The organism is Pseudonocardia ailaonensis (assembly GCF_039531635.1).
Classification (GTDB): domain Bacteria; phylum Actinomycetota; class Actinomycetes; order Mycobacteriales; family Pseudonocardiaceae; genus Pseudonocardia; species Pseudonocardia ailaonensis.
Genome location: NZ_BAAAQK010000023.1, coordinates 37,499 through 56,807, shown reverse-complemented (window position 1 = coordinate 56,807; position 19,309 = coordinate 37,499). Strand labels below are relative to the sequence as shown.

The following is a 19,309-nucleotide window of genomic DNA, read 5'->3' as shown; positions in this document are numbered from 1 at the left end:
TTCCGCTCTGGTTGAAGATCGCGGGCGACGGCTACCCTCGTGGTGTGACGGCTGTGAACACGATCTCCCTGGGCCTGCCCGCGGTACGGCAGACACCGGAAGCGGACCCGTCACGCCCGGCCGATCCGCGACTGGTCGACACCTTCGGCCGGGTCGCGACGGACCTGCGCATCTCGCTGACGGACCGCTGCAACCTCCGCTGCACGTACTGCATGCCGGCCGAGGGCCTGGAGTGGATGCCCCGCGAGGAGCAGCTGACGGACGCCGAGCTGCTCCGGCTGATCGGGATCGCGGTCGGGCGCCTCGGCATCCGCGAGCTGCGCTTCACCGGCGGCGAGCCGCTGCTGCGCAAGGGCCTCGAGGAGCTGGTCGCCGCGAGCGCCGCCCTGGAGCCGCGCCCGGACATCTCGCTCACCACCAACGGCATCGGGCTGGCCCGTCGCGCCGCCGCGCTCACCGCGGCCGGGGTCAACCGGCTCAACGTCTCGCTGGACACGCTGCGCCCCGAGCGCTTCGCGTCGATCACCCGCCGGGACCGGATCTCCGACGTGCTCGACGGCCTGGCCGCCGCCCGCGCCGCCGGGCTCGACCCGGTGAAGATCAACAGTGTGCTGCTGCGCGGCGTGAACGACGACGAGGCCACGGACCTGCTGGCCTTCGCCGTGGAACACGGCTACGAGCTGCGCTTCATCGAGCAGATGCCGCTCGACGCCCAGCACGGCTGGGAGCGCAGCGAGATGGTCACCGCGGGCGAGATCATGGAGCGACTGGCCACGCGCTTCACCCTCACCCCGGACGGCGAGGCCCGCGGCGGCGCCCCCGCCGAGCGGTTCCTGGTCGACGGCGGCCCGGCGCGCGTCGGCGTGATCGCCTCGGTCACCCGGCCCTTCTGCGGGGCCTGCGACCGCACCCGCCTGACGTCCGACGGGCAGGTCCGTACCTGCCTGTTCGCCCGCTCGGAGACCGACCTGCGCGCCCTGCTGCGCGGCTCGGCGAGCGACGAGGAGATCGCCGACGTCTGGCGCACCGCGATGTGGGGCAAGCTCGCCGGCCACGGCATCGACGATCCCGGCTTCCTGCAGCCGGACCGCCCGATGAGCGCGATCGGCGGCTGAGAGGATGTCGCACGTGAGCACCTCGGTCCAGACCCGGACGGTCACCGTCGAGGTCCGGTTCTTCGCGGCGGCCAAGGCCGCCGCGGGCACCACGGCGGAGGTCCTGGAGCTCCCCGCCGGCACCACGGTCGAGGGCCTCGCCGCCGAGCTCGGCGAGCGGCACGGCCCGGAGCTGGCGAAGGTCCTCCCCCGCTGCAGCTACCTGCTCGACGAGATCGCCGTGCGGGACACCGGCACCGCGCTCCCGTCCTCCTCCACGGTCGACGTCCTGCCGCCCTTCGCGGGCGGCTGAGCGGCCGGCAGGTCCGACGACCGCACCGGTCCGTGTCCCCTCCCCGCGCGTCGGGACCCGGGTCCGCGCGAGTCGGGGCGTGAGTCCCCGCCAGTCGCGACGAGCGGCTCGTCCGTGGTGTCCACCGCGGCACCCGGCAGGTCCACGTCGTGCACCCCGGCCCTCTCGCCGATCCGCACCCAGGACGCGAGCGGGGCGGCCCCGGGCGCGTCCGGGCTGCAGATCAGCAGGTGGACGCCGGGATCCGCGGCGGTGAGCCGGTAGCTGCCGTCGGCGGCCGTGTGCACGGCCCCCTGCTGCACCCCGAGGGTGTCCGTGAGCGTGAGGACGGCCTGGACCGGCACCCGGTCGTCGTCGCGCACCCGGCCGTGCAGCACCGGCCCCGGGTGCTGCGGGGCCTCCGGGGCGACACCGGGCGCCTCGCCGAGGGACGCGAGCAGGTCGTGCAGGAAACCGAGCTGGTGGACGAACCGGCGGATCCGCGGGTCCGCGCACTCCCCGACGTCGATGCTCGACAGCAGCTCCGAGGTCGCGGCCGACCGGGCGGGGTCGAGGCGCGGCTCGTCGGCACACAGCTCGTCGATCAGGTCGACGATCCGCTCGGTGACGTGCACGAGCAGGGCACGCGCCGGGGTACCGGTGGGCCCGTCGTAGTCCGCGACGAGCCGGGCGAGGCTGCGCGCGTGGTGCGCCAGCGACGTGTAGATCATCAGCCGCCGGCCGCGCTCGCTGTTCTGCAGGAACGGGGCGGGCCGCAGCAGCGTCGCGCCGAGCAGGAGCAGCTGGTGCAGCCTGGCGTCGAGCACCCGGGAGACGGCGGTGAGGTCCGGCTCGGCCGCGGGATCGCGCAGGGCCGTGGCCAGACCGTCGACCAGCTCGCGCAGCTGGCCCAGCAGGGCGCGCCGGGCCGCGATCGCGACCACGCGGGTGCGCATCGGGAACACGAACAGGGCCACCAGGATGCCGATCGTGCCGCCGAGGGCGGTCTCCTCCAGCCGCAGCATCATCAGCTCGGGGGTGAAGGTGCCGAGCAGGGCGTAGAGCTCGCCGAGCAGCAGCGTGACGAAGAAGGTCATCACCGCGTAGGAGACCCGGATGATGTAGAACGCGGCGAAGATCGCGACCAGCAGCACCGGGAACACCACCGCCGGCCTGCCGCCCGTCAGCGCGACCAGCGGGATGGCCGCGAACAGCCCGACGATCGTGCCGAGCACCCGGTTGACGGCCTTCTGCACGGTCTGCGCGGCCGTCGCGGTACCGGTGAACACGATGAAGGCCGCCAGCACGGCCCAGTAGTAGCGCTGGCCGGAGATGGCGTCGCCCGCCGCGATCGCGACACCGGTGGCGATCGCGACCTGGAAGGCCTGCCGGGTGGTGAGCGAGAGCCGGGTCCACCAGGCACCGGAGCGGCCGTCGAGCATCTCGGCGACGGTGCCGGCCGACCCCGGCATGGCCCCGGCGAAGAGCACGACCGCCGGCTCGAAGCCGGACTCGCCGTACTGCGCGGCGGCGGGTCCCGGGGCGAGCCGGGCGCGGTGCCCGTCGACCAGGCCCTGCGCGGCGGCCGCGATCCGGCGGGTGACGCGGGCCAGCGTGGGCGGCGCCTGACCGGTGACGCTCGACGGGCGCGGGACGGCCACCGGCAGCGGCAGGTCGAAGGCGGCCGACGCCGCGTCGAGCGCGCGGGCCCGCACCTCGACGTCGTCCCAGTCGCCGCGGGACAGCGCGGCGAGCACCTCGCGGACGCCCCGGAGGGCCGCGGTGGCGACGTCGGCGGGCAGGCAGGCCTCCGCCGCGGACAGCAGCCGGACCGAGTCGGCCAGGGCGCGGGCGGAGATCTCGTCGTCGACCAGCGCGTGACGGACGGTCCGGGCGGTCGCGTCGTCGAGGACCGCGCCGGCGGTGCCGAGCTGGCCGTCGATCATCAGGGCGGTCTCGGTGACGCGGACGAGCCGGCTCTCGAGCCGGGCGAGCCGCTCACCCTCGGGACCGGGGTGGTCCAGGACGTCCGCGGCGGCGTCGACGGCCCCGCGGACCCGGCCCTCGAAGGCCCGGACCATCCGGGCGAGGACGCGGTGCGCGCGCACCGGCCACAGCACGTTCAGCAGCAGCGCGGTCCAGACCGTCGCGACGGCCAGCGCCACCAGCACCTCGGGCAGCTGCTCGGGCTTCAGCAGCAGGAACAGCGAGAAGAAGTAGCCCATGAACACGAGCATTCCGCCGGCGAAGTAGCGCAGCCCGAACCGCCGGATCGCGACCGCCACGAACATCACGACGACGAACACGACCAGCGACAGCACCCGATGGCTGTCCACGGCGAGCGCGACACCCATCCCGGCCAGCATGAACAGCGGCAGCAGCGCGGTGGTGACCAGCCGCCCGCGCGGGGTCGGGTCGGCCACGCCGAACACCGTCATCATGCTCAGCACCGCGCCCAGCATCATGGGGACGAGCGGCGAGAACCCGAGGGCCGTGGCCACGAGGTACTCGACGACGAGCGAGGAGCCGACGCCGACCGCCGCGCGCGCCGCGGAGCCGAGGCGGGTGAGCCCCGGGTCCGAGGCCGCGATCCGGTCCCGGAGACCTGCCCCGCCGAGCCTGCCCGTGCCGAGTCCCGCTCCGCCGGCCGCTGCCACCGCGCTCCCCCTCCCGACCCGCGTGCGGGCAGGTGTCACCGTGGGCCGAGAGGGTTCGCCCCCGGCCCGGACAAGTAGTTGTGTTTGCTAATTATAACGACCGGTCCGGTGTTCCGGCGACCGCTGACCGCACACCACGACGGCCCGGACCTGCGCCGACCCGCCTCACCGAGGAGGACCCCGGCCCACCGGACCACCACGGTGAGCCGACTCATATCCGGGCGTGCCCGATTCGCGCACAATGCGACCGGCGACAGGGGCGGACCGGCGACGGGGCGGCCCGGCGTCGGCTCAGCCCCGGGCCGGGGCGCCGAACGCCGGCCACGAACCCCCGGGGGTGGTGACGGCGGTGGCCGCGAGCATGCCGTGCACGATCGCCCGGGTGACCACGTCGGCGACCGCGGCGTGCAGGGCGAACAGGCCCTCCGGCCCCGGCGCGGGCCGGGTGCCGGTGGCCAGCGCGAAGATCGTGTCGCCGTCCATGATCGTGTGCACCGGGTCGATCGCCCGGGCGTAGCCGTCGTGGGCGACGGTGGCGAGCCGCCCGCAGCCCGCCTTGTCGAGCGTGGCGTCCGTGGCGACCACCGCCAACGAGGTCGCGGTTCCCGGCGACGGACTCCCCGGCTCTGCCACAACCGTGCCCTCCACCTGCGGGAACTCGCCCGGCAGACCCTTCGCCGCGCCGTGCAGCAGGCCGGTCCGCGGGTGCACCGTGGATCCCACCGCGTTGACGGCGACGAGCGCGGCGACGGTCGTCCCGTCGTCCAGGACCACGCTGGCGGTGCCGATCCCGCCCTTCAGCCCGCCCGCCACGGCCCCGGTCCCCGCCCCCACGACCCCCTGCGCGACGGCCCCGTCCGTCGCGGCGCCGTACGCGGCGGCGCCGGTCTCCGCGGTCGGCCGGGCGTCGAACCGTCCGCCGCGGCCGAGGTCGAAGAGCACCGCGGCGGGCACGATCGGCACCACGCCGCCCGGCACCGGGAACCCCTCGCCCGCGGCCTCGAGCCGCTCCATCACGCCCTGCGCGGCCGCCAGCCCGTAGGCGCTCCCGCCGGAGAGCACGATCGCGTGCACCCGGTCCACGGTGTTCCCGGGGACCAGCAGGTCCGTCTCGCGGGTGCCCGGCGCCGCACCCCGCACGTCGACCCCCGCCACGGCCCCACCGGGCGGGCAGACGACGACCGTCGTCCCGCTGAGCGCGCCCTCCCCGGTGAGCGCGGCGTGGCCGACGCGCAGCCCCGCGACGTCGGTGAGGGCGTTGTGCGGTCCGGCGCGCATGAACGGATCCTCGCAGCTGTCGCGACGACGAGCGCCCCCGCTCACCGGAAGGTGAGCGGGGGCGCCGTCCGTTCGGTGGGGATCAGCTGGCGCGCAGCCGCCGGACGATCACGAAGATCGCCAGCAGCACACCCAGCACCCCGGCAACCGGGACGAGGCGCTTCACGATCGGCGCACCCGCCGTGTCGAGCAGGTCGATCGCCTCGACGCTGCTGGACAGCGGGGCGGTCGGTCGGGTCGGCTGCGACGACGCCGCCGGCTTCGGGGCCGCCGCCGCGGTGGGGGCGGTGGCCGACGGCGTGGGCGCGGCCGCGGCGCCGTTCGTGCTGGCCGCCGTCTCGGGCTCGGCCGGCGCGTCGGCGGGGGCGCCCTTGTCCGCCAGCTTGTCCGCCAGGCAGGAGGCGAACTGGCCGATGATCTTGTCGGCCACGTCCGAGATCACGCCGCGGCCGAACTGCGCCGGCCGCCCGGTGATCGTCATGTCGGTGGCCATCGTGATCTCGGTCTTGTCCGGCCCGTCCGCCTTCATGGTGCCGGTGACCTTGGCGTTCGCGGTGCCGTTGCCGCGCGAGTCCCGCCCGGACGCGTCGATGACGACCTTGTGGGCCGCCTCGTCCCGCTCGACGTAGGTGCCCTTGCCCTTGTAGGTCAGGGAGATCGGCCCCAGCTTGACCTTGACCAGGCCGGTGAACGAGTCACCGGTGTACTCGGTCAGCGTGGCGCCCGGGAAGCAGGGCGCGACCGTCTCCGGGTTGTTCATCGCCGCCCACGCCTCGTCGATGGGCGCGGCGATCGTGAACTTGTTCTCCAGCTGCATGAGTTCCAGTCTCCTCGTCGTGGGGCCGCGGTGCAGGCCCCGTCTGAGACGGCCGGACGCCCACCCGGGGTCACCGGGTGGGCGTCCGCCGTCTCGAAGTCCCGCTCAGCCCGCCGCGGCCAGCACCGCTCGGCCGGTGAGCACCCGTGCCAGGTGCTCACGGTAGTCCGCCGCGGCATCCGCGTCACTCGGTGCGGCGGTGCCCTCGGTGGCGTGCTGGGCGGCCGCCTTCGCCGCGTCCGCGGTGGCCTGCTGACCCACCAGCGCCTGCTCGACCCCGGTCGCCCGGATCGGCGTGGTGCCCATGTTGGTCAGGCCGACACGGGCCTCGGCGATGGTGCCACCGTCCACCTTGAGCGCCACGGCGACGGCCACCATGGACCACGCCTGCGCGGTGCGGTTGAACTTCTCGTAGTGGCTCTTCCAGCCCGTGTACTTCGGGAACCGGATCTGGGTGAGGACCTCGCCCTCGCCGATCGCCGTCGTGAAGTAGTCCTGGAAGAACTCCGCGGCCCCCACCGTGCGGGTGCCACCGGCGCCCGCGATCACGAACTCGGCCTCGAGCGCCAGGGCGACCGCGCCGAGGTCGCCCGCCGGGTCGGCGTGGGCCAGCGCGCCACCGAGCGTGCCGCGGTGGCGGACCTGCGGGTCCGCGACCGTGGACGTGGCCTGCGACAGCAGCGTGACGTGCTCCTTGACCAGGTCGTCGCGCATGACATCGTGGTGGGGCACCATCGAGCCGATGGCGATCCGGTCCCCGTCGTCGGAGATCTGCCGCAGCTCGGAGATCCCGCCGAGGTCGATGACCACGGACGGGGCCGCGAGGCGCAGCCGCAGCACCGGCAGCAGGCTCTGCCCACCGGCGAGGATCTTGGCGTCGTCGCCGCCGTCGGCGAGTGCCTGCACGGCCTCCGCCACGGAGGCGGGCCGCACGTAGTCGAACTTCGCCGGGATCACACTTCCCCCTGGGGGTTGTTGGGGTCGATCGAGCCGAGGCCCGCGCCCGGTGAGTGGGTGTCGATCGGGGTCTCCTGGGTGGAGCGCCCCTGCGCCGCCTGGATGGCCCGCCACACCCGCTGCGACGTCGTCGGCATCTCGACCTCGGTGACGCCGAGGTGTCGGATCGCGTCGATCACGCCGTTGACGATCGCCGGCGTCGACGCGATGGTGCCGGCCTCGCCGACACCCTTGACCCCCAACGGGTTCGACGTCGCCGGGGTGCTCACGATCTCGGTCGTGAAGCCCGGCAGGTCGGCCGCCGACGGCAGCGTGTAGTCCACGAAGGTGCCGTTGACCAGGGTGCCCTGGTCGTCGTAGTTGGCCTCCTCGAACAGCGCCTGCGCGATGCCCTGGGCGAGGCCGCCGTGCACCTGGCCCTCCGCGATGAGCGGGTTGACCACGTTGCCGATGTCGTCGACGCAGACGTAGTGGCGCAGCTGCACCCGTCCGGTCTCGGTGTCGACCTCCATCGCCGCCAGGTGCGTGCCGTGCGGGTAGGAGAAGTTCTCCGGGTCGTAGACGGCGTCGGAGTCCAGGGAAGGCTCGATGCCCTCCGGGTAGTCGTGCGCGGTGAAGGCCGCGTAGGCGATCTCCTGGATCGCCTTGCCCTGGCCCGTGCCGCGGACGGTGAAGGTGCCGTTCGCGAACTCGATGTCCTCCTCGGCCGCCTCGAGCAGGTGCGCGGCGATCTTCGTCGCCTTCTCGACGACCTTCTTCGAGGCGTTGACGATCGCGATGCCGCCCACGACGAGCGAGCGGGACCCGTAGGTGTCCAGGCCCTTGGGCGAGACCTGGGTGTCGCCGTGCAGGATCTCGATGTCCTCGAAGGGCACCCCGAGCTGGTCGGCGACGATCTGACTGAACGCCGTCTCGTGGCCCTGGCCGTGCCCGGAGGAGCCGGTCACGACCTCGACCTTGCCGGTGGCGAGCATCCGGACGCTGGCGGCCTCCCAGCCGCCCGCGCCGTAGCTCAGCGAGCCGAGCACCCGCGAGGGAGCGAGCCCGCACATCTCGGTGAAGGTCGAGATGCCGATCCCGAGCTGGACCCGGTCACCCCGCGCCCGACGCTCCTCCTGCTCGCGCCGCAGCCCGGCGTAGTCGAAGAGCTCCACGGCCCGGTCGGTCGCCTGCTCGTAGTTCCCGGAGTCGTAGGTGAGCCCGACGACGGTGGTGAACGGGAACTCCTCGTGCGGGATCCAGTTCTGCTTGCGCAGCTCCAGCGGGTCGCGGCCGAGCTCGACCGCGAGCTCGTCCATGATCCGCTCGATCGCGAACGTCGCCTCCGGGCGACCGGCCCCGCGGTAGGCGCCGGTCGGGGTCTTGCTGGTGAGGACGGTCGTGCAGGTGAACTTGTACGCCGGGATCTTGTAGATGGCGTTGAACATGAACGCCCCCAGCACGGGGACGCCGGGCCCGACCAGCTCGAGGTAGGCACCCATGTCCGCCAGGAGGCGGACGTCCAGGCCGGTGACCGTGCCGTCCTTCTTGGCGGTGATCGTGATGTCCTGCAGCTGGTCCCGCCCGTGGTGCGCGGCCAGCAACGACTCCGAGCGGGTCTCGGTCCACTTCACCGGCTTGCCCGTCTTCTGGGCGGCCAGCACGCAGAGCATCTCCTCGGGGGTGACCGAGAGCTTGCCGCCGAAGCCGCCGCCGACGTCCGGGGCGACGACGCGCAGCTTGCTCTCCGGGATCCCCAGCGTCACGGCGGTCATGGTGCGCAGCACGTGCGGCACCTGGGTCGCCGAGTAGAAGACGATCTGCTCACCGGTCGGGTCCACGACCGCGGACCGGGGCTCCATGAACGCCGGGATGAGGCGCTGCTGGCGGAAGCGGCGCCGGACCACGACCGAGTCGGGGTCGGCCTCCGCCGCGGCGATCGCCTCGTCGACGCTGCCGCCGGTGCCGGCGGCGCCCGCGTCGAACACCCAGACGTCGCTGATGTTGGAGCCGAGCGAGGGGTGGACGAGGTTCGCGCCGTCGGCGACGGCCGCCTCCATGTCCAGCACCGGGTCGAGCGGCTCGTAGTCGACCTCGACGAGGTCCGCCGCGTCGCGGGCCTCGGCCGCCGAGCGCGCGAGCACGATCGCGACGCCCTCGCCGGCGAAGTGCACGGTGTCGCTCGCGAGCAGCGGGCGCTGCGGGGCCTTCTCGGCAGGCGTCAACGGCCAGACGTGCGGCAGCCCGATCTCCGTCGCACCGAGCTCCGCGGCGGTGTAGACGCCGAAGACACCGGGTGCCGACCGGGCCGCGGACGCCTCGACGCCGGTGATCGTGGCGTGCGCGATCGGCGACCGGACGACGTGCAGGTAGATCGTCCCGGCCGGGGTGATCGAGTCCGTGTAGCGGGTCCGGCCGGTGATCAGCCGCGCGTCCTCCTTGCGGGTACGCGACCTGCCGAACTCGAGGGCGGTGGTGTCAGCAATGGCGGTCATGTCAGTCCCCTGCCACCGGTGCCGGCTGCTCCGTGGGCGCGGTCGCCCCCGGCTTCATCATCTGCGCCGCACGCTGCACGGACCGCACGATGTTCTGGTACCCGGTGCAGCGGCAGAGGTTGCCCTCGATGCCCTCGCGCACCTCGTGCTCGTCCGGATCGGGGTTGTCGCCCAGCAGGTCGACGGCCGCCATGATCATCCCGGGCGTGCAGTAGCCGCACTGCAGGCCGTGGCACTCGTTGAAGGCCTTCTGCACGGGGTGCAGGTCCTCGCCCCGGGCCAGGCCCTCGATCGTCAGCACCTCGGCGCCGTCGGCCTGGACCGCGAGCACCGAGCAGGACTTCACGCTCTGCCCGTTCAGGTGGACGGTGCAGGCACCGCAGTTGCTGGTGTCGCAGCCGATGAGGGTGCCCGTCTTGCCGAGCCGCTCCCGGAGGTACTGGACCAGCAACATGCGGGGCTCGACCTCGTCGGCGTAGTTCACGCCGTCGACGGTGACCCGGACCTCTGCCATGAGCTTCTTCTCCCAACCGCGGTGGTGGTCGCGTCGGCACGAATGACGTCCCGGCCGCCACGGACAAAACCACTGACAAAACACTGCCGAGAGTGTGGCGGCGAGCACATCACACTCCCGATCTTCGACCGTCGCAAGGCGGTCGGGGCGGGCCGACCTCCCTGGTGGCGGGCCGATCACCGCACCCGTCCGACCGCCCGCCGCGATCGTTCCGCACCCGCGGAGCGGACGGCTCGACGGGCCCGCACACGCGGCCTCACCGATCCAGCGATCTCACCCGTTCGGACCACTGCGGACGGGGGGCCCGATCGGGCGGAGGGCGGCCCCGGACCGGTGCCGCCACGCGCCCCACCAGAGCCCGGCGCCGTACGCCAGGTCGTCGAGGCGGTGGGCGACCAGGTGGGTCAGCGGGTCCGGGCGGACGGCGGGATCGTGCGCGCGGCGCGTCCACCAGTCCGCCAGCCCCTCGGCGACGGCGGCCGCGACGACGGCCCGGCGCGCGCGGCGGGAGAAGGGGACCATCAGGGCGGCGAGCGGCCAGTGGTGGCGCAGCATCGCGTTGGCGACCTGGTAGACCGCGCCGCCCAGGCCCAGGCCCGCCAGCCGCAGTGCCGAGGCGCGGGGGTTCGCGAGCTTGGGGAGCTTGCGGGACAACCGTTCCGCGGCGATCGCCGTGATCACCGCCGCGACGGGGACCGACCAGCGCCGCTGCAGGAGCAGGACCGCACAGGCCGCCGCCGTCCACGGGCTCAGCACCATCGGGGGCACCGAACCGTGGTGGCGGGCGGCGAGCGGTGCGGCACCGGTGCCGTAGAAAGCCTTGCGCGCCAACCAGTCCCGGGGAGACGTACGGTGGTCGTGGGCGACCCGGGAGGCGGGCTCGTAGCGGAGCCGGGCGCCGCCGGCGTGCAGCCGCAGCACCAGGTCGACGTCCTCGGCGACGTGCAGGTCCTCGTCGAACCCGGGCAGCACGACCTCGCGCCGGACGAGCATCGCGGCGCTGGGCACGTAGGCCACCCGGCTGCGCGGCACGATCAGCGCCGGATCGGGCCCGAGGTCCAGGCCGGACCGCACGGCCTCGTAGCGCCCGATCGCGCCGGACACCGGCGGCAGGGCGACGATCCGGGGCGCCACCAGGGCCACCGCCGGGTCGGCGAGGTGGCCGAGCAGCGGCTCGAGCCAGCCCGCCTGCGGCACGACGTCGGAGTCCAGGAACATCACCAGGTCCGTGGTGGCCGCCCGCAGGCCGGCGTTGCGCGCCGCCGCCGGCCCGCGCGAGGTCTCGTGCCGGATCACCGATCCGTGCGCCGCCTTCACCAAGGCCGCGAGGGGCTCCGGATCGGCGCTGCCGTCGTCGACCACGACCAGCCCGCCGAGGTCCCCGGGCAGCGCGGCGAGCAGCCGGTCGAGCGGCCGGTCCTTCACCGGGACGACGACCGTGACATCCGCGGGTCCGGGCCCCGCGGGCAGCGGGTGGGCGGGATGTGCGAGCCCCGAGTCCAGCAGGGTCCGCGCGAGCGCCCGGGTGAGCGGGTCGGCGACGGTCAGCTCGCTGCCGTCCCCCAAGGCCTGCTGTGCCCGGGCCGAGAGATGCACGAGCCGCGGCGGCGCCCCACCGAGCAGGGACGCCCCACCGTCCCGCCCGGCCAACCGCCGCACCCGCCGGTCGAGCACGACCCGCATCCCGTCCGGCACCGTCCCGCTCACCCGACGATCCTCACACGCCCGACCCCCTCCTCACCCCCACCGACCCCGAACCCGCGAGTCGGCACTTTCGGTAGGCCGAAACACACATCTGCGACGTCCGCCCGCCACGTCCTCCCCGCAACGGCGATGACGCCTCTACTGTCGTCAGCGGCCGGGCCGGGCCGGCAGCCTCACGACCCGCGGGCGGACGCCCAGCTCGCGGCGGACCTCGTCGAGCAGCCGCAGAATGCGCAGCACCGAGAGCTCCGGCGAACACCGAGCGGCTGTCCCGACAGCTCCCCCACGACCTGGGTCGACCCCCGACAACACGGCCCGTTCGGCGGCGCCGACCAGGGCCGTGGGATCTTCCGTCCGTGCCTGACGACTCCGGACCGCTGCTCCCGCGCTACGGCGAGCGCTCCCTCGCGGAGGTGTTCCCCGCCGTCCTCGCCGCGCTGGGGGTGCCCGGCCCGCCGCCGGCGATCACGCTCCCGCCGGTCCGGGCCGCCGCCGTCCTGCTGATCGACGGGCTCGGCGCCGACCTGCTCGCCGCCCACGCGATCGACGCGCCCTTCCTCACCTCGATGGCCGGCGGCGATCCGCTCACGGTCGGCTTCCCGTCGAGCACCTCGATCAGCGTGACCTCGCTGGGCACCGGGCTGCCGCCGGGCGCGCACGGCGTCGTCGGGATCTCGTTCCGGGCCGCACCGGACACCCTGCTCGACTCGCTGCACTGGACCGGCCCCGGCTTCCCCAACGCCGTGGACCTGCGCGAGAGCGTGCCCCCGGAGCAGCTCCAGGCCGCCCCGACGGCGCTGGAGCGGGCCGCGGCGGCCGGGGTGAAGGTCACCTCGGTCGGCCCCAGCGCGTTCCGCGGTTCCGGCCTGACCCGCGCGGCCCTGCGCGGCGGCCGCTACCAGGGCGTGCTCGGGATGGGCGATCTCGCCGCCGGGATCGTGGCCGCGCTCGACACCGACGGTCCCGCCCTCTGCTACGGCTACCACGCCGACCTCGACGCCCTCGGCCACGTCCAGGGCCCCGGCAGCACGGCCTGGCGCTTCCAGCTCCGCATGATCGACCGGCTGGTCTCCACGATCGCCGAGCAGCTGGCGCCCGGCTCGCTCCTCGCCGTCACCGGCGACCACGGCATGGTCACGATGACCCGCCGCTACGACGCCGACGAGATCCCCGAGCTCAAGCTGGGCGTCGACCTCCTCGGTGGGGACCCGCGCGCCCGGCACGTCTACACCCGGCCCGGCGCCGAGGCCGAGGTCCTCGCCGCCTGGCGCGAGATGCTCCGCGACGACGCGTGGGTCCTCCCCCGGGACCAGGCGATCGCCGAGGGCTGGTTCGGCCCGGTCGTGCCGGCACTGATCCCCCGCATCGGCGACGTCGTCGCCGCGGCCCGCGGCACCGCCGGCATCATCCGCTCGGTGGCGGAACCGACCCTCTCCACCCTCCCCGGCCAGCACGGCTCCCTCACCCCCGCCGAACAGCTGGTCCCCCTCCTGATCACCACGACGTAGCCCACGGCCACCCCACCCCGCGAGTCGGCACTTTCGGTAGGCCGAAACACACGCAGGCGACGGACACGCAGCTGTCGTCCTCGGATCCGGCGGCGGGACCGGCGTGCACCCCGTGGCTCGGCACGCGGGCGGAGCCCGCCATCGAACAGGGCCGGCGGTCCGACAACACACACCCGGTCGCGCCCGCCGGCTCAGGACCAGGCCAGCCGCCCCGTCTCCGCGTCCGGCGCCCATCCGTCGATCGCCCGCACCCCGGCGTCCACAATGGCCGCGAACAGCGCCGCGCCCTCCTCCGCCGAGGCGCCGGCCGGATCCCCGAGCACACCGTTCGGGCTCACGGCCTCGACCCCGCCCTCCCGCATCACCGGCAACAGCTCCCGTAAGGGCGCGGTGGCTCCGGCCTCGGCCCGGTCCACCTGCACCGCAGCGGGATCGAGGTCCAGCAGCAGCGAGGTCTCGATCCGGCCGGCGTGCGCGTCCCCCCGGACCCCGGGCGCCGCGCAGGGCAGCCACGCGACGTCCCGGCCCTCGTACCGCAGCAGCCGCACCGCCTCGACGAGCGCACCGACGTTCCCACCGTGCCCGTTGACGAACACCAGCCGCGCAGCCCAGCGGCAGGCCGACCGGCCGGCCTCGACGAGCACCAGCCGCAGCGCCTCCTGTCCGATGGAGACGGTCCCGGGGAACCCCTCGTGCTCCCCCGCCGCGCCGTACGGCAGCCCCGGCGCGAGCACGAGTTCCGGGCGCCGCGACTCCAGTCCGGACGCAACGTGCTCGGCCACGCGCAGGTCCGTGGACAGCGGCAGATGCGGGCCGTGCTGCTCCACCGAGCCGAGCGGAATCATGACCGTCCGCGGTGGATCGTCGCGCAGATCGGGCCAGGTCAACGCGTCCGTTCTCACGTCTGACCTGCACGGATCGAGTTGTCCACAGGAACGCTCCACAGGTGGATATCACTCTCAGGCTTCACAGGTTCACCGCCACTCGCTCTCCGTCGCGGATCGCCGCGTCCATCCGGCGGGGGGCGAGGCAGTCGCCGACCCGGTGCACCCCCGGGCGGTCACGCAGCGCCACCCACAACCCGTCCCGGGGTTCGCCCGGCGCCGCGCACACGACCGCGTCCACCTCTCGCTCCTCGATCCTCCCGGTGGGATGGTGCAGCAGCCGCGCCAGGCCGCCGTCGACACCCGTGAGGACGAGGTCCGTGCCCAGCCGGATCCCGGCGGCGTGGGCGCGGCGGCGGAAGCCCTCGCGGTCGAGCGTGAGCCCGAGGTCCTGCCCGACGACCATCGCGGGCGTCACGATCTCGACGCCGCAGCCGCGCGCGGCGAGCAGCTCGGCGACGGACGTGGCGTCGGCGGTCCCCAGCTCGTCGACCACGAGGACGCGGCCGGCCGGCGAGCTGCGCCCGTCCAGCACGTCGCGGACGTCGACCGTCCCCGGTCGGGGGGACGGCCGCGCCCCCGTCGCCAGGACCACGACGTCCGCCTCCGCGAGGTCGGTCTGCCGAGCGGTGATCGTCACCCCGGTCCGGATATCGACCCCGGCCGCCCGGCACTCCGCCTCCAGATCGCGGACGACGGACGCGAGCTCGCCGCGCCCCGGAGCGCTGGCAGCGAGGGCCAGAGCCCCGCCGAGCTGCGGGGATCGTTCGAACAGGGTCACGCGATGACCGCGGGCGGCAGCGGTCGCGGCGGCCCGCAGCCCGCCCGGCCCGCCCCCGACCACCACCACCCGCTTCGGGATCCCGGGCGCGGGCAGCGGCTCGGCCTCCCGCCCGGCCCGCGGGTTGACGGCGCAGGCGATCGGCCGGTTGAGCCCCACCCGCCCCACGCACTCCTGGTTGCAGCCCACACAGGCCCGCGTCCTCGTCGTCGCGAAGTCCGGCGAGGCGATCTGCCCCCGGGCGACGCCGATCAGGTCGCCGAGCCCCTCCGCGACGGCGCGCTCGACGTGCGCGGGTTCGGTGAACCGGCCGGTCGCGATCACCGGGATGCGCACGGCGCCGCGGATCGCGGCGGACGCGGGGCCTGCGTAGCCGTGCGGGGTGTGCATCGAGGGCTCGACGAGGTGCAGCGAGGCCGTCGCCACCCCGACGGTGGTGTTGATCAGGTCCACCTGCCCGGTCGCCTCGAGCATCCGGGCGAGGGCGACGGCGTCGTCGAGCGTGGTGCCGTCCTCGATCCCCTCGCCGGCGGCGATGCGGACACCGAGGGTGCGCTCCCCGAGCTCCTCGCGGACGGCGGCGACCACGCGGAGCAGCAGCCGCGCCCGGTTCTCCAGCGGCCCGCCGTAGCGGTCGGTGCGCCGGTTCGTCGCCGGCGACAGGAAGCAGCGCAGCAGCGAGGCCTGCGACGCCTGGATCTCCACACCGTCGAACCCGCCGGCGACGCAATGCTTCGTGACCAGGGCGAATCCAGCTGTGACATCGTCCAGATCTTTTTTCATCATGGCGACGGGAACTTCGCGGAACATCGGGTCTGGCACCGCCGAGGGCCCCCGGACGGGCTCACGCGAGTACATCCCGCTCGACTGCGGGCCGTTGTGGTTGAGCTGGGCGAGGATCCGCGCGCCGTGGGCGTGGACGGCGTCGGTGATCGCCCGGTAGCCGGGCACGACGGCCGGATCGTGCCCCCGCACGAGCTTCTCGTACGGCCGGTCGTCCGGGCACACCGACTGCTCCTCGGTGATCACCAGCTCGGCCCCACCCGCCGCCCGCGCCGCGTAGTAGGCCGCGTGCCGCGCCGTCGGCAGGCCGTCCTGCGCGAACCCCGTGAGATGCGCGGTGAACACCACCCTCACCCCCACACCTCCCGCGAGTCCTTCCTCGACCCCCCGGCCGAGCTGCACAGACGCTGAGCGGCGCGCCGCCCTTCGCGGACGGCCTCGTGCACGGTGCGGGGCGCGACACAGTCGCCGACGCGCATGCCGTCCAGGGTCTCGTCGGGCAGGCGGTGGGCGCAGTCGATCACGACCGTGCACGGGATCGCGCGGGCGGCGCCGTGGTGGACGTCCACGACCAGCGCGGAGCCGCCGCCCACGGACCGGAGCCGGGAGAACCGCACCCGCTCGACGCCGGCGCGCTCGAGCCGGGCCGTCGCGGCAGCGAGGTCCCCGGTGCGGGCGAGCTGGGTGCCGGGCACGGCGTCCGGGGTGACGAGCGCGCAGGCGAACCCGGCGGCGGCGACCTGCTCGGCGATCCCGACGCCCGTCCAGTCCCCGACCGGATCGTGGACGACGACCCGGGCGCCGGCCGGGAGCACGGCGGAGAGGCGGTGGGGCATGGACGGTCCGGGACGCGCCAGGGGTGAGCCGGGCCGCGATCGATCCGCCGCCTCCGCGCTCGTCCCGCCGTCCGTGCGGTTCGTGACCTCTCGCGCCGTCGGCGGTGAGCCCGCTGCCGCCATCGGCGGTGAACTCGCCGCTCCCGTCGGCGGTGAGCCCGCCGCTCCCGTGTCCGGTGAGCCCGCACCTCCGAGTGGCGGTGAACTCGCCGCTGCCGGTGGCGGTGAGCCCGTCGCTCCCGTGTCCGGTGAGCCCGCCGTTCCCATCACCGGTGAGCCCGCTCCTCCCAGTGGCGGTGAGCCCGCCGCTTCCGGTGGCGGTGAGCCCTCGGCTTCCGTCACCGGTGAGCTCGCTGCTCCGCTCGGCGAGCGGTGTCCGGTGCCCGCGCACGCCGCCCGATCGGGACCGCGATCGGCGCCCCCCGACGGCGCCCCCGCCAGCACAGCCGACTCGAACTCCGCGGCGTGCACCACCAGCACGCCCTCGCCGACGGCGAAGGTGGGCGGCGAGGGGATCGACCCCGTCGCGACGAGCATGATCGCCGCCTCGGCGGGATAAGTGCCAATATCGGCACCTATCCCGCCCAACCGCCGATCATGGAGGTCGGCGGCGGTCACCGCGGTGCCGAGCCGCACCTCCACCCCGAGCCGGGCGAGCTCTCGCTCCCACCAGTCGACGAGCAGCCCGAAGCGCTCCCGCCCGGGGAGCAGCGCGGCGAGCCGGAGCGCGCCCCCGAGCTGCATAGAGCGCTCGCACACGACCACGCGGCGGCCCATCAGCGCCGCGGTCCGGGCGGCCTCCAACCCCGCCGGACCACCGCCGACGACGAACACCGGCGCCTCGCCGGGCAACCGCGACCCGCGTCGATGCCCGGGGGCGGCCGGCGCCCGGGGTCGCAGGTCACCGGACAGCGGTTCGGCCGCCGGGGGGTCGACGGGGCGCCGGGCGTCGAGTAGCGGGTCGGCGGGCAGCGGCTCGGCGAGCGAGGAGGCGGCGAGCGGTGGGCCGGCGGACAGCGGCTCGGCGACCGGCGGGGCGTCACCTAGTGGGGCCTCGAACGGAGTGGCGTCGAGTAGCGGGTCGGCGGGCAGCGGGTCGGCGAGCAATGGCTCGGCGGACAGCCGGTCGACGGACAGCGGCTCCGCGGACAGCCGGTCGACGGACAGCGCCTCCGCGGACAGCCGGTCGGCGGGCAGCGGCTCCGCGGGCAGCGCACCGTCCGACAGGGGTTCGAGAGACAGCGGCTCGACGGGCAGCGGGTCGACAGACAGCGGGTCGACAGACAGCGGGTCGACAGACAGCGGGTCGACAGACAGCGGGTCGACAGACAGCGGGTCGACAGACAGCGGGTCGACAGACAGCGGGTCGACAGGCAGCGGCGGGTCCAGGGTCTCGTGGCCCGAGCGCGGCTCCGCCTCGTCCGTGATCAGCGGGTTGCGCGGGTCCCGGGCCCGGTGCTGGTTGGTGAGCGTGCAGGGGCGGATCCGCTCGGGCGTCCCGGCGCGGACGTGCGCGACGAGCCGCGGATCGGCGATCTGCGCCCGGGTCATCTCCACCATCGCGAAGCCCTCGTCCAGGGCCTCGGCCGCCATCCCCGGGTCGACGACGCTGCCCTGCAGCACAACGGGAATCCCGCGCCCGAGGAAGCGGCGGGCGAGGTCGCGGTTGAAGCCCGGCGGGGTGTGGGAGTCGGGCCGGGTGGCGGAGACCGACAGCCCGGACCCACGGACGGGCACGAGGTAGTCGACGAGCCCGGCGAGGCTCGCGGGCGCTCCGGCACTGCCCGGTCCGGCGGCGCCGTCCTCGCCCCGGGCGACGGCCACCCCGATGCCGCCCCGCCCGGCACCCCCGACGTCACCTCGGCCGACTGACCCGACAGGCCCACCGGACGACCGGGATCGCACATGCGGACTACCGAAAGTGCCGACTCGCGGGTCGAAAAGTGCCGACTCGCGGGGGGGCGGGGCCGGGTCGTGGGTGCTCGACGCCGGGTCGTCGTGCGGCCCCGGGGGGAACCAGGACCCCGCGGGAAACCAGGGCCTCGGGGGGAACCAGGACTCGGCCAGGTCCGGGGTGATGCCGGCCCAGGGGGCAAGCTCGTCGGCGCCGAGGCGCAGGCCCACGACCGCGTCCCCCACCGCGGCCCGGACCGTGGTGAGCACCTCGCGGAGGAGCAGGGTGCGGTCGTCGCCGTAGGCGTCGGAGCGGGTGTTGGTGAGGCCCGAGAGGAACTGGCGGAGCAGGGAGTGCTGGCCCGCGTTGACCTCCACCCCGTCGAGCCCGTCCTCGACGGCGCGTGCCGCCGCCGCGGCGAAGGACGACACGAGCGCGTCGATCTCGACGGGCTCCATGACGGAAGGGACCTCGCGGGACACCACGTCCTGCACCCGCGACGCCCCCCACAGCGCCTGCCCCGTGAAGGCCGAGGTGCCCTGGGATCCGCTGTGTCCCAAGGAGGCCAGCACCAGCGCGTCGCCGCACGCCGCTTTCAGGCCGGCCCAGCCGGGCACGGGCGCCCGTTCGTACGGCCGGTCCGACGGGTGCACCGACGCCGTCTCGCAGACGATCACCCCGCACCCACCGGCGGCCCGCTCCGCGTAGTAGGCGGCATGGCGTTCGGAGAACGTCCGTCCGCGCCCCAGATTCGTGACGTGCGGTCCGAACAGGACGCGTGACGGGGCCCGGCGCGAGCCGATCGGAACCGGATCCCCCAGCACGGCCACCCCTTC

General features: G+C 74.7%; 13 protein-coding genes. 3 read left to right on the top strand and 10 right to left on the bottom strand.

Features of this window, described 5'->3' with window-relative positions:
- The first annotated feature begins 53 nt into the window (after positions 1-53).
- Together moaA and ABD324_RS27600 are read left to right on the top strand one after the other, a co-directional pair.
- On the top strand, positions 54-1,115 hold the full coding sequence (gene moaA, locus ABD324_RS27605) for a GTP 3',8-cyclase MoaA (protein ID WP_344423742.1): 1,062 nt from the start codon (positions 54-56) through the stop codon (positions 1,113-1,115).
- Between the two features lie 13 nt (positions 1,116-1,128).
- The gene (locus tag ABD324_RS27600; protein ID WP_425565910.1) at positions 1,129-1,407 is read left to right on the top strand and encodes a MoaD/ThiS family protein; all 279 of its coding nucleotides are present in this window, start codon (positions 1,129-1,131) and stop codon (positions 1,405-1,407) included.
- Here the strand turns inward: ABD324_RS27600 and ABD324_RS27595 are convergent.
- The 7 genes from ABD324_RS27595 to mftF all read right to left on the bottom strand — a co-directional run bounded on the left by ABD324_RS27595 (position 1,314) and on the right by mftF (position 11,790).
- Positions 1,314-4,043, bottom strand: coding sequence for an FUSC family protein (locus tag ABD324_RS27595; protein WP_344423348.1), 2,730 nt, complete (start codon positions 4,041-4,043; stop codon positions 1,314-1,316). The two genes, ABD324_RS27600 and ABD324_RS27595, sit on opposite strands and share 94 nt — an antisense overlap.
- 291 nt (positions 4,044-4,334) lie before the next feature.
- Entirely contained in the window at positions 4,335-5,321 is a 987-nt protein-coding gene (locus tag ABD324_RS27590) for a P1 family peptidase (protein ID WP_344423345.1), read from the bottom strand.
- A gap of 82 nt (positions 5,322-5,403) precedes the next feature.
- Positions 5,404-6,138, bottom strand: coding sequence for an SRPBCC family protein (locus ABD324_RS27585; protein ID WP_344423343.1), 735 nt, complete (start codon positions 6,136-6,138; stop codon positions 5,404-5,406).
- 105 nt (positions 6,139-6,243) lie between these two features.
- Entirely contained in the window at positions 6,244-7,095 is an 852-nt protein-coding gene (locus ABD324_RS27580) for an FAD binding domain-containing protein (RefSeq protein WP_344423340.1), read from the bottom strand.
- Positions 7,092-9,560: a xanthine dehydrogenase family protein molybdopterin-binding subunit gene (locus ABD324_RS27575; protein ID WP_425565915.1), complete on the bottom strand. Its 2,469-nt coding sequence runs from the start codon at positions 9,558-9,560 to the stop codon at positions 7,092-7,094. The genes ABD324_RS27580 and ABD324_RS27575 overlap by 4 nt, the downstream gene beginning before the upstream one ends.
- Before the next feature lie 10 nt (positions 9,561-9,570).
- Positions 9,571-10,083, bottom strand: a complete 513-nt coding sequence (locus ABD324_RS27570; protein WP_344423334.1) for a (2Fe-2S)-binding protein — start codon at positions 10,081-10,083, stop codon at positions 9,571-9,573.
- Between the two features lie 273 nt (positions 10,084-10,356).
- The gene (gene mftF / locus ABD324_RS27565) at positions 10,357-11,790 is read right to left on the bottom strand and encodes a mycofactocin biosynthesis glycosyltransferase MftF (protein ID WP_344423331.1); all 1,434 of its coding nucleotides are present in this window, start codon (positions 11,788-11,790) and stop codon (positions 10,357-10,359) included.
- Positions 11,791-12,143: 353 nt separating this feature from the next.
- Between mftF and ABD324_RS27560 the strand changes: the two genes are divergently transcribed.
- A complete protein-coding gene (locus tag ABD324_RS27560; protein ID WP_344423328.1) occupies positions 12,144-13,295 on the top strand; it encodes an alkaline phosphatase family protein in 1,152 nt (383 codons plus the stop codon).
- 191 nt (positions 13,296-13,486) lie between these two features.
- On the opposite strand, the gene mftE is transcribed toward ABD324_RS27560, so the two are convergent.
- From mftE to ABD324_RS27545, 3 genes are all read right to left on the bottom strand, one after another.
- A complete protein-coding gene (gene mftE, locus ABD324_RS27555; RefSeq protein WP_344423325.1) occupies positions 13,487-14,182 on the bottom strand; it encodes a mycofactocin biosynthesis peptidyl-dipeptidase MftE in 696 nt (231 codons plus the stop codon).
- A 79-nt stretch (positions 14,183-14,261) separates the two neighbouring features.
- Complete coding sequence (locus tag ABD324_RS27550) at positions 14,262-16,097, bottom strand: mycofactocin system FadH/OYE family oxidoreductase 2 (protein WP_344423322.1); 1,836 nt, start codon at positions 16,095-16,097, stop codon at positions 14,262-14,264.
- Positions 16,094-19,303, bottom strand: a complete 3,210-nt coding sequence (locus tag ABD324_RS27545; protein WP_344423319.1) for an oxidoreductase — start codon at positions 19,301-19,303, stop codon at positions 16,094-16,096. Before ABD324_RS27545 ends, ABD324_RS27550 begins: the two co-directional genes overlap by 4 nt.
- Positions 19,304-19,309 lie beyond the last annotated feature (6 nt).

What these genes read in the sequence shown, in the direction of transcription:
- ABD324_RS27585 (WP_344423343.1), bottom strand. Translation starts at nt 6,138, where the DNA reads ATGCAGCTGGAGAACAAGTTCACGATCGCCGCGCCCATCGACGAGGCG.
- ABD324_RS27570 (WP_344423334.1), bottom strand. Translation starts at nt 10,083, where the DNA reads ATGGCAGAGGTCCGGGTCACCGTCGACGGCGTGAACTACGCCGACGAG.
- ABD324_RS27590 (WP_344423345.1), bottom strand. Translation starts at nt 5,321, where the DNA reads ATGCGCGCCGGACCGCACAACGCCCTCACCGACGTCGCGGGGCTGCGC.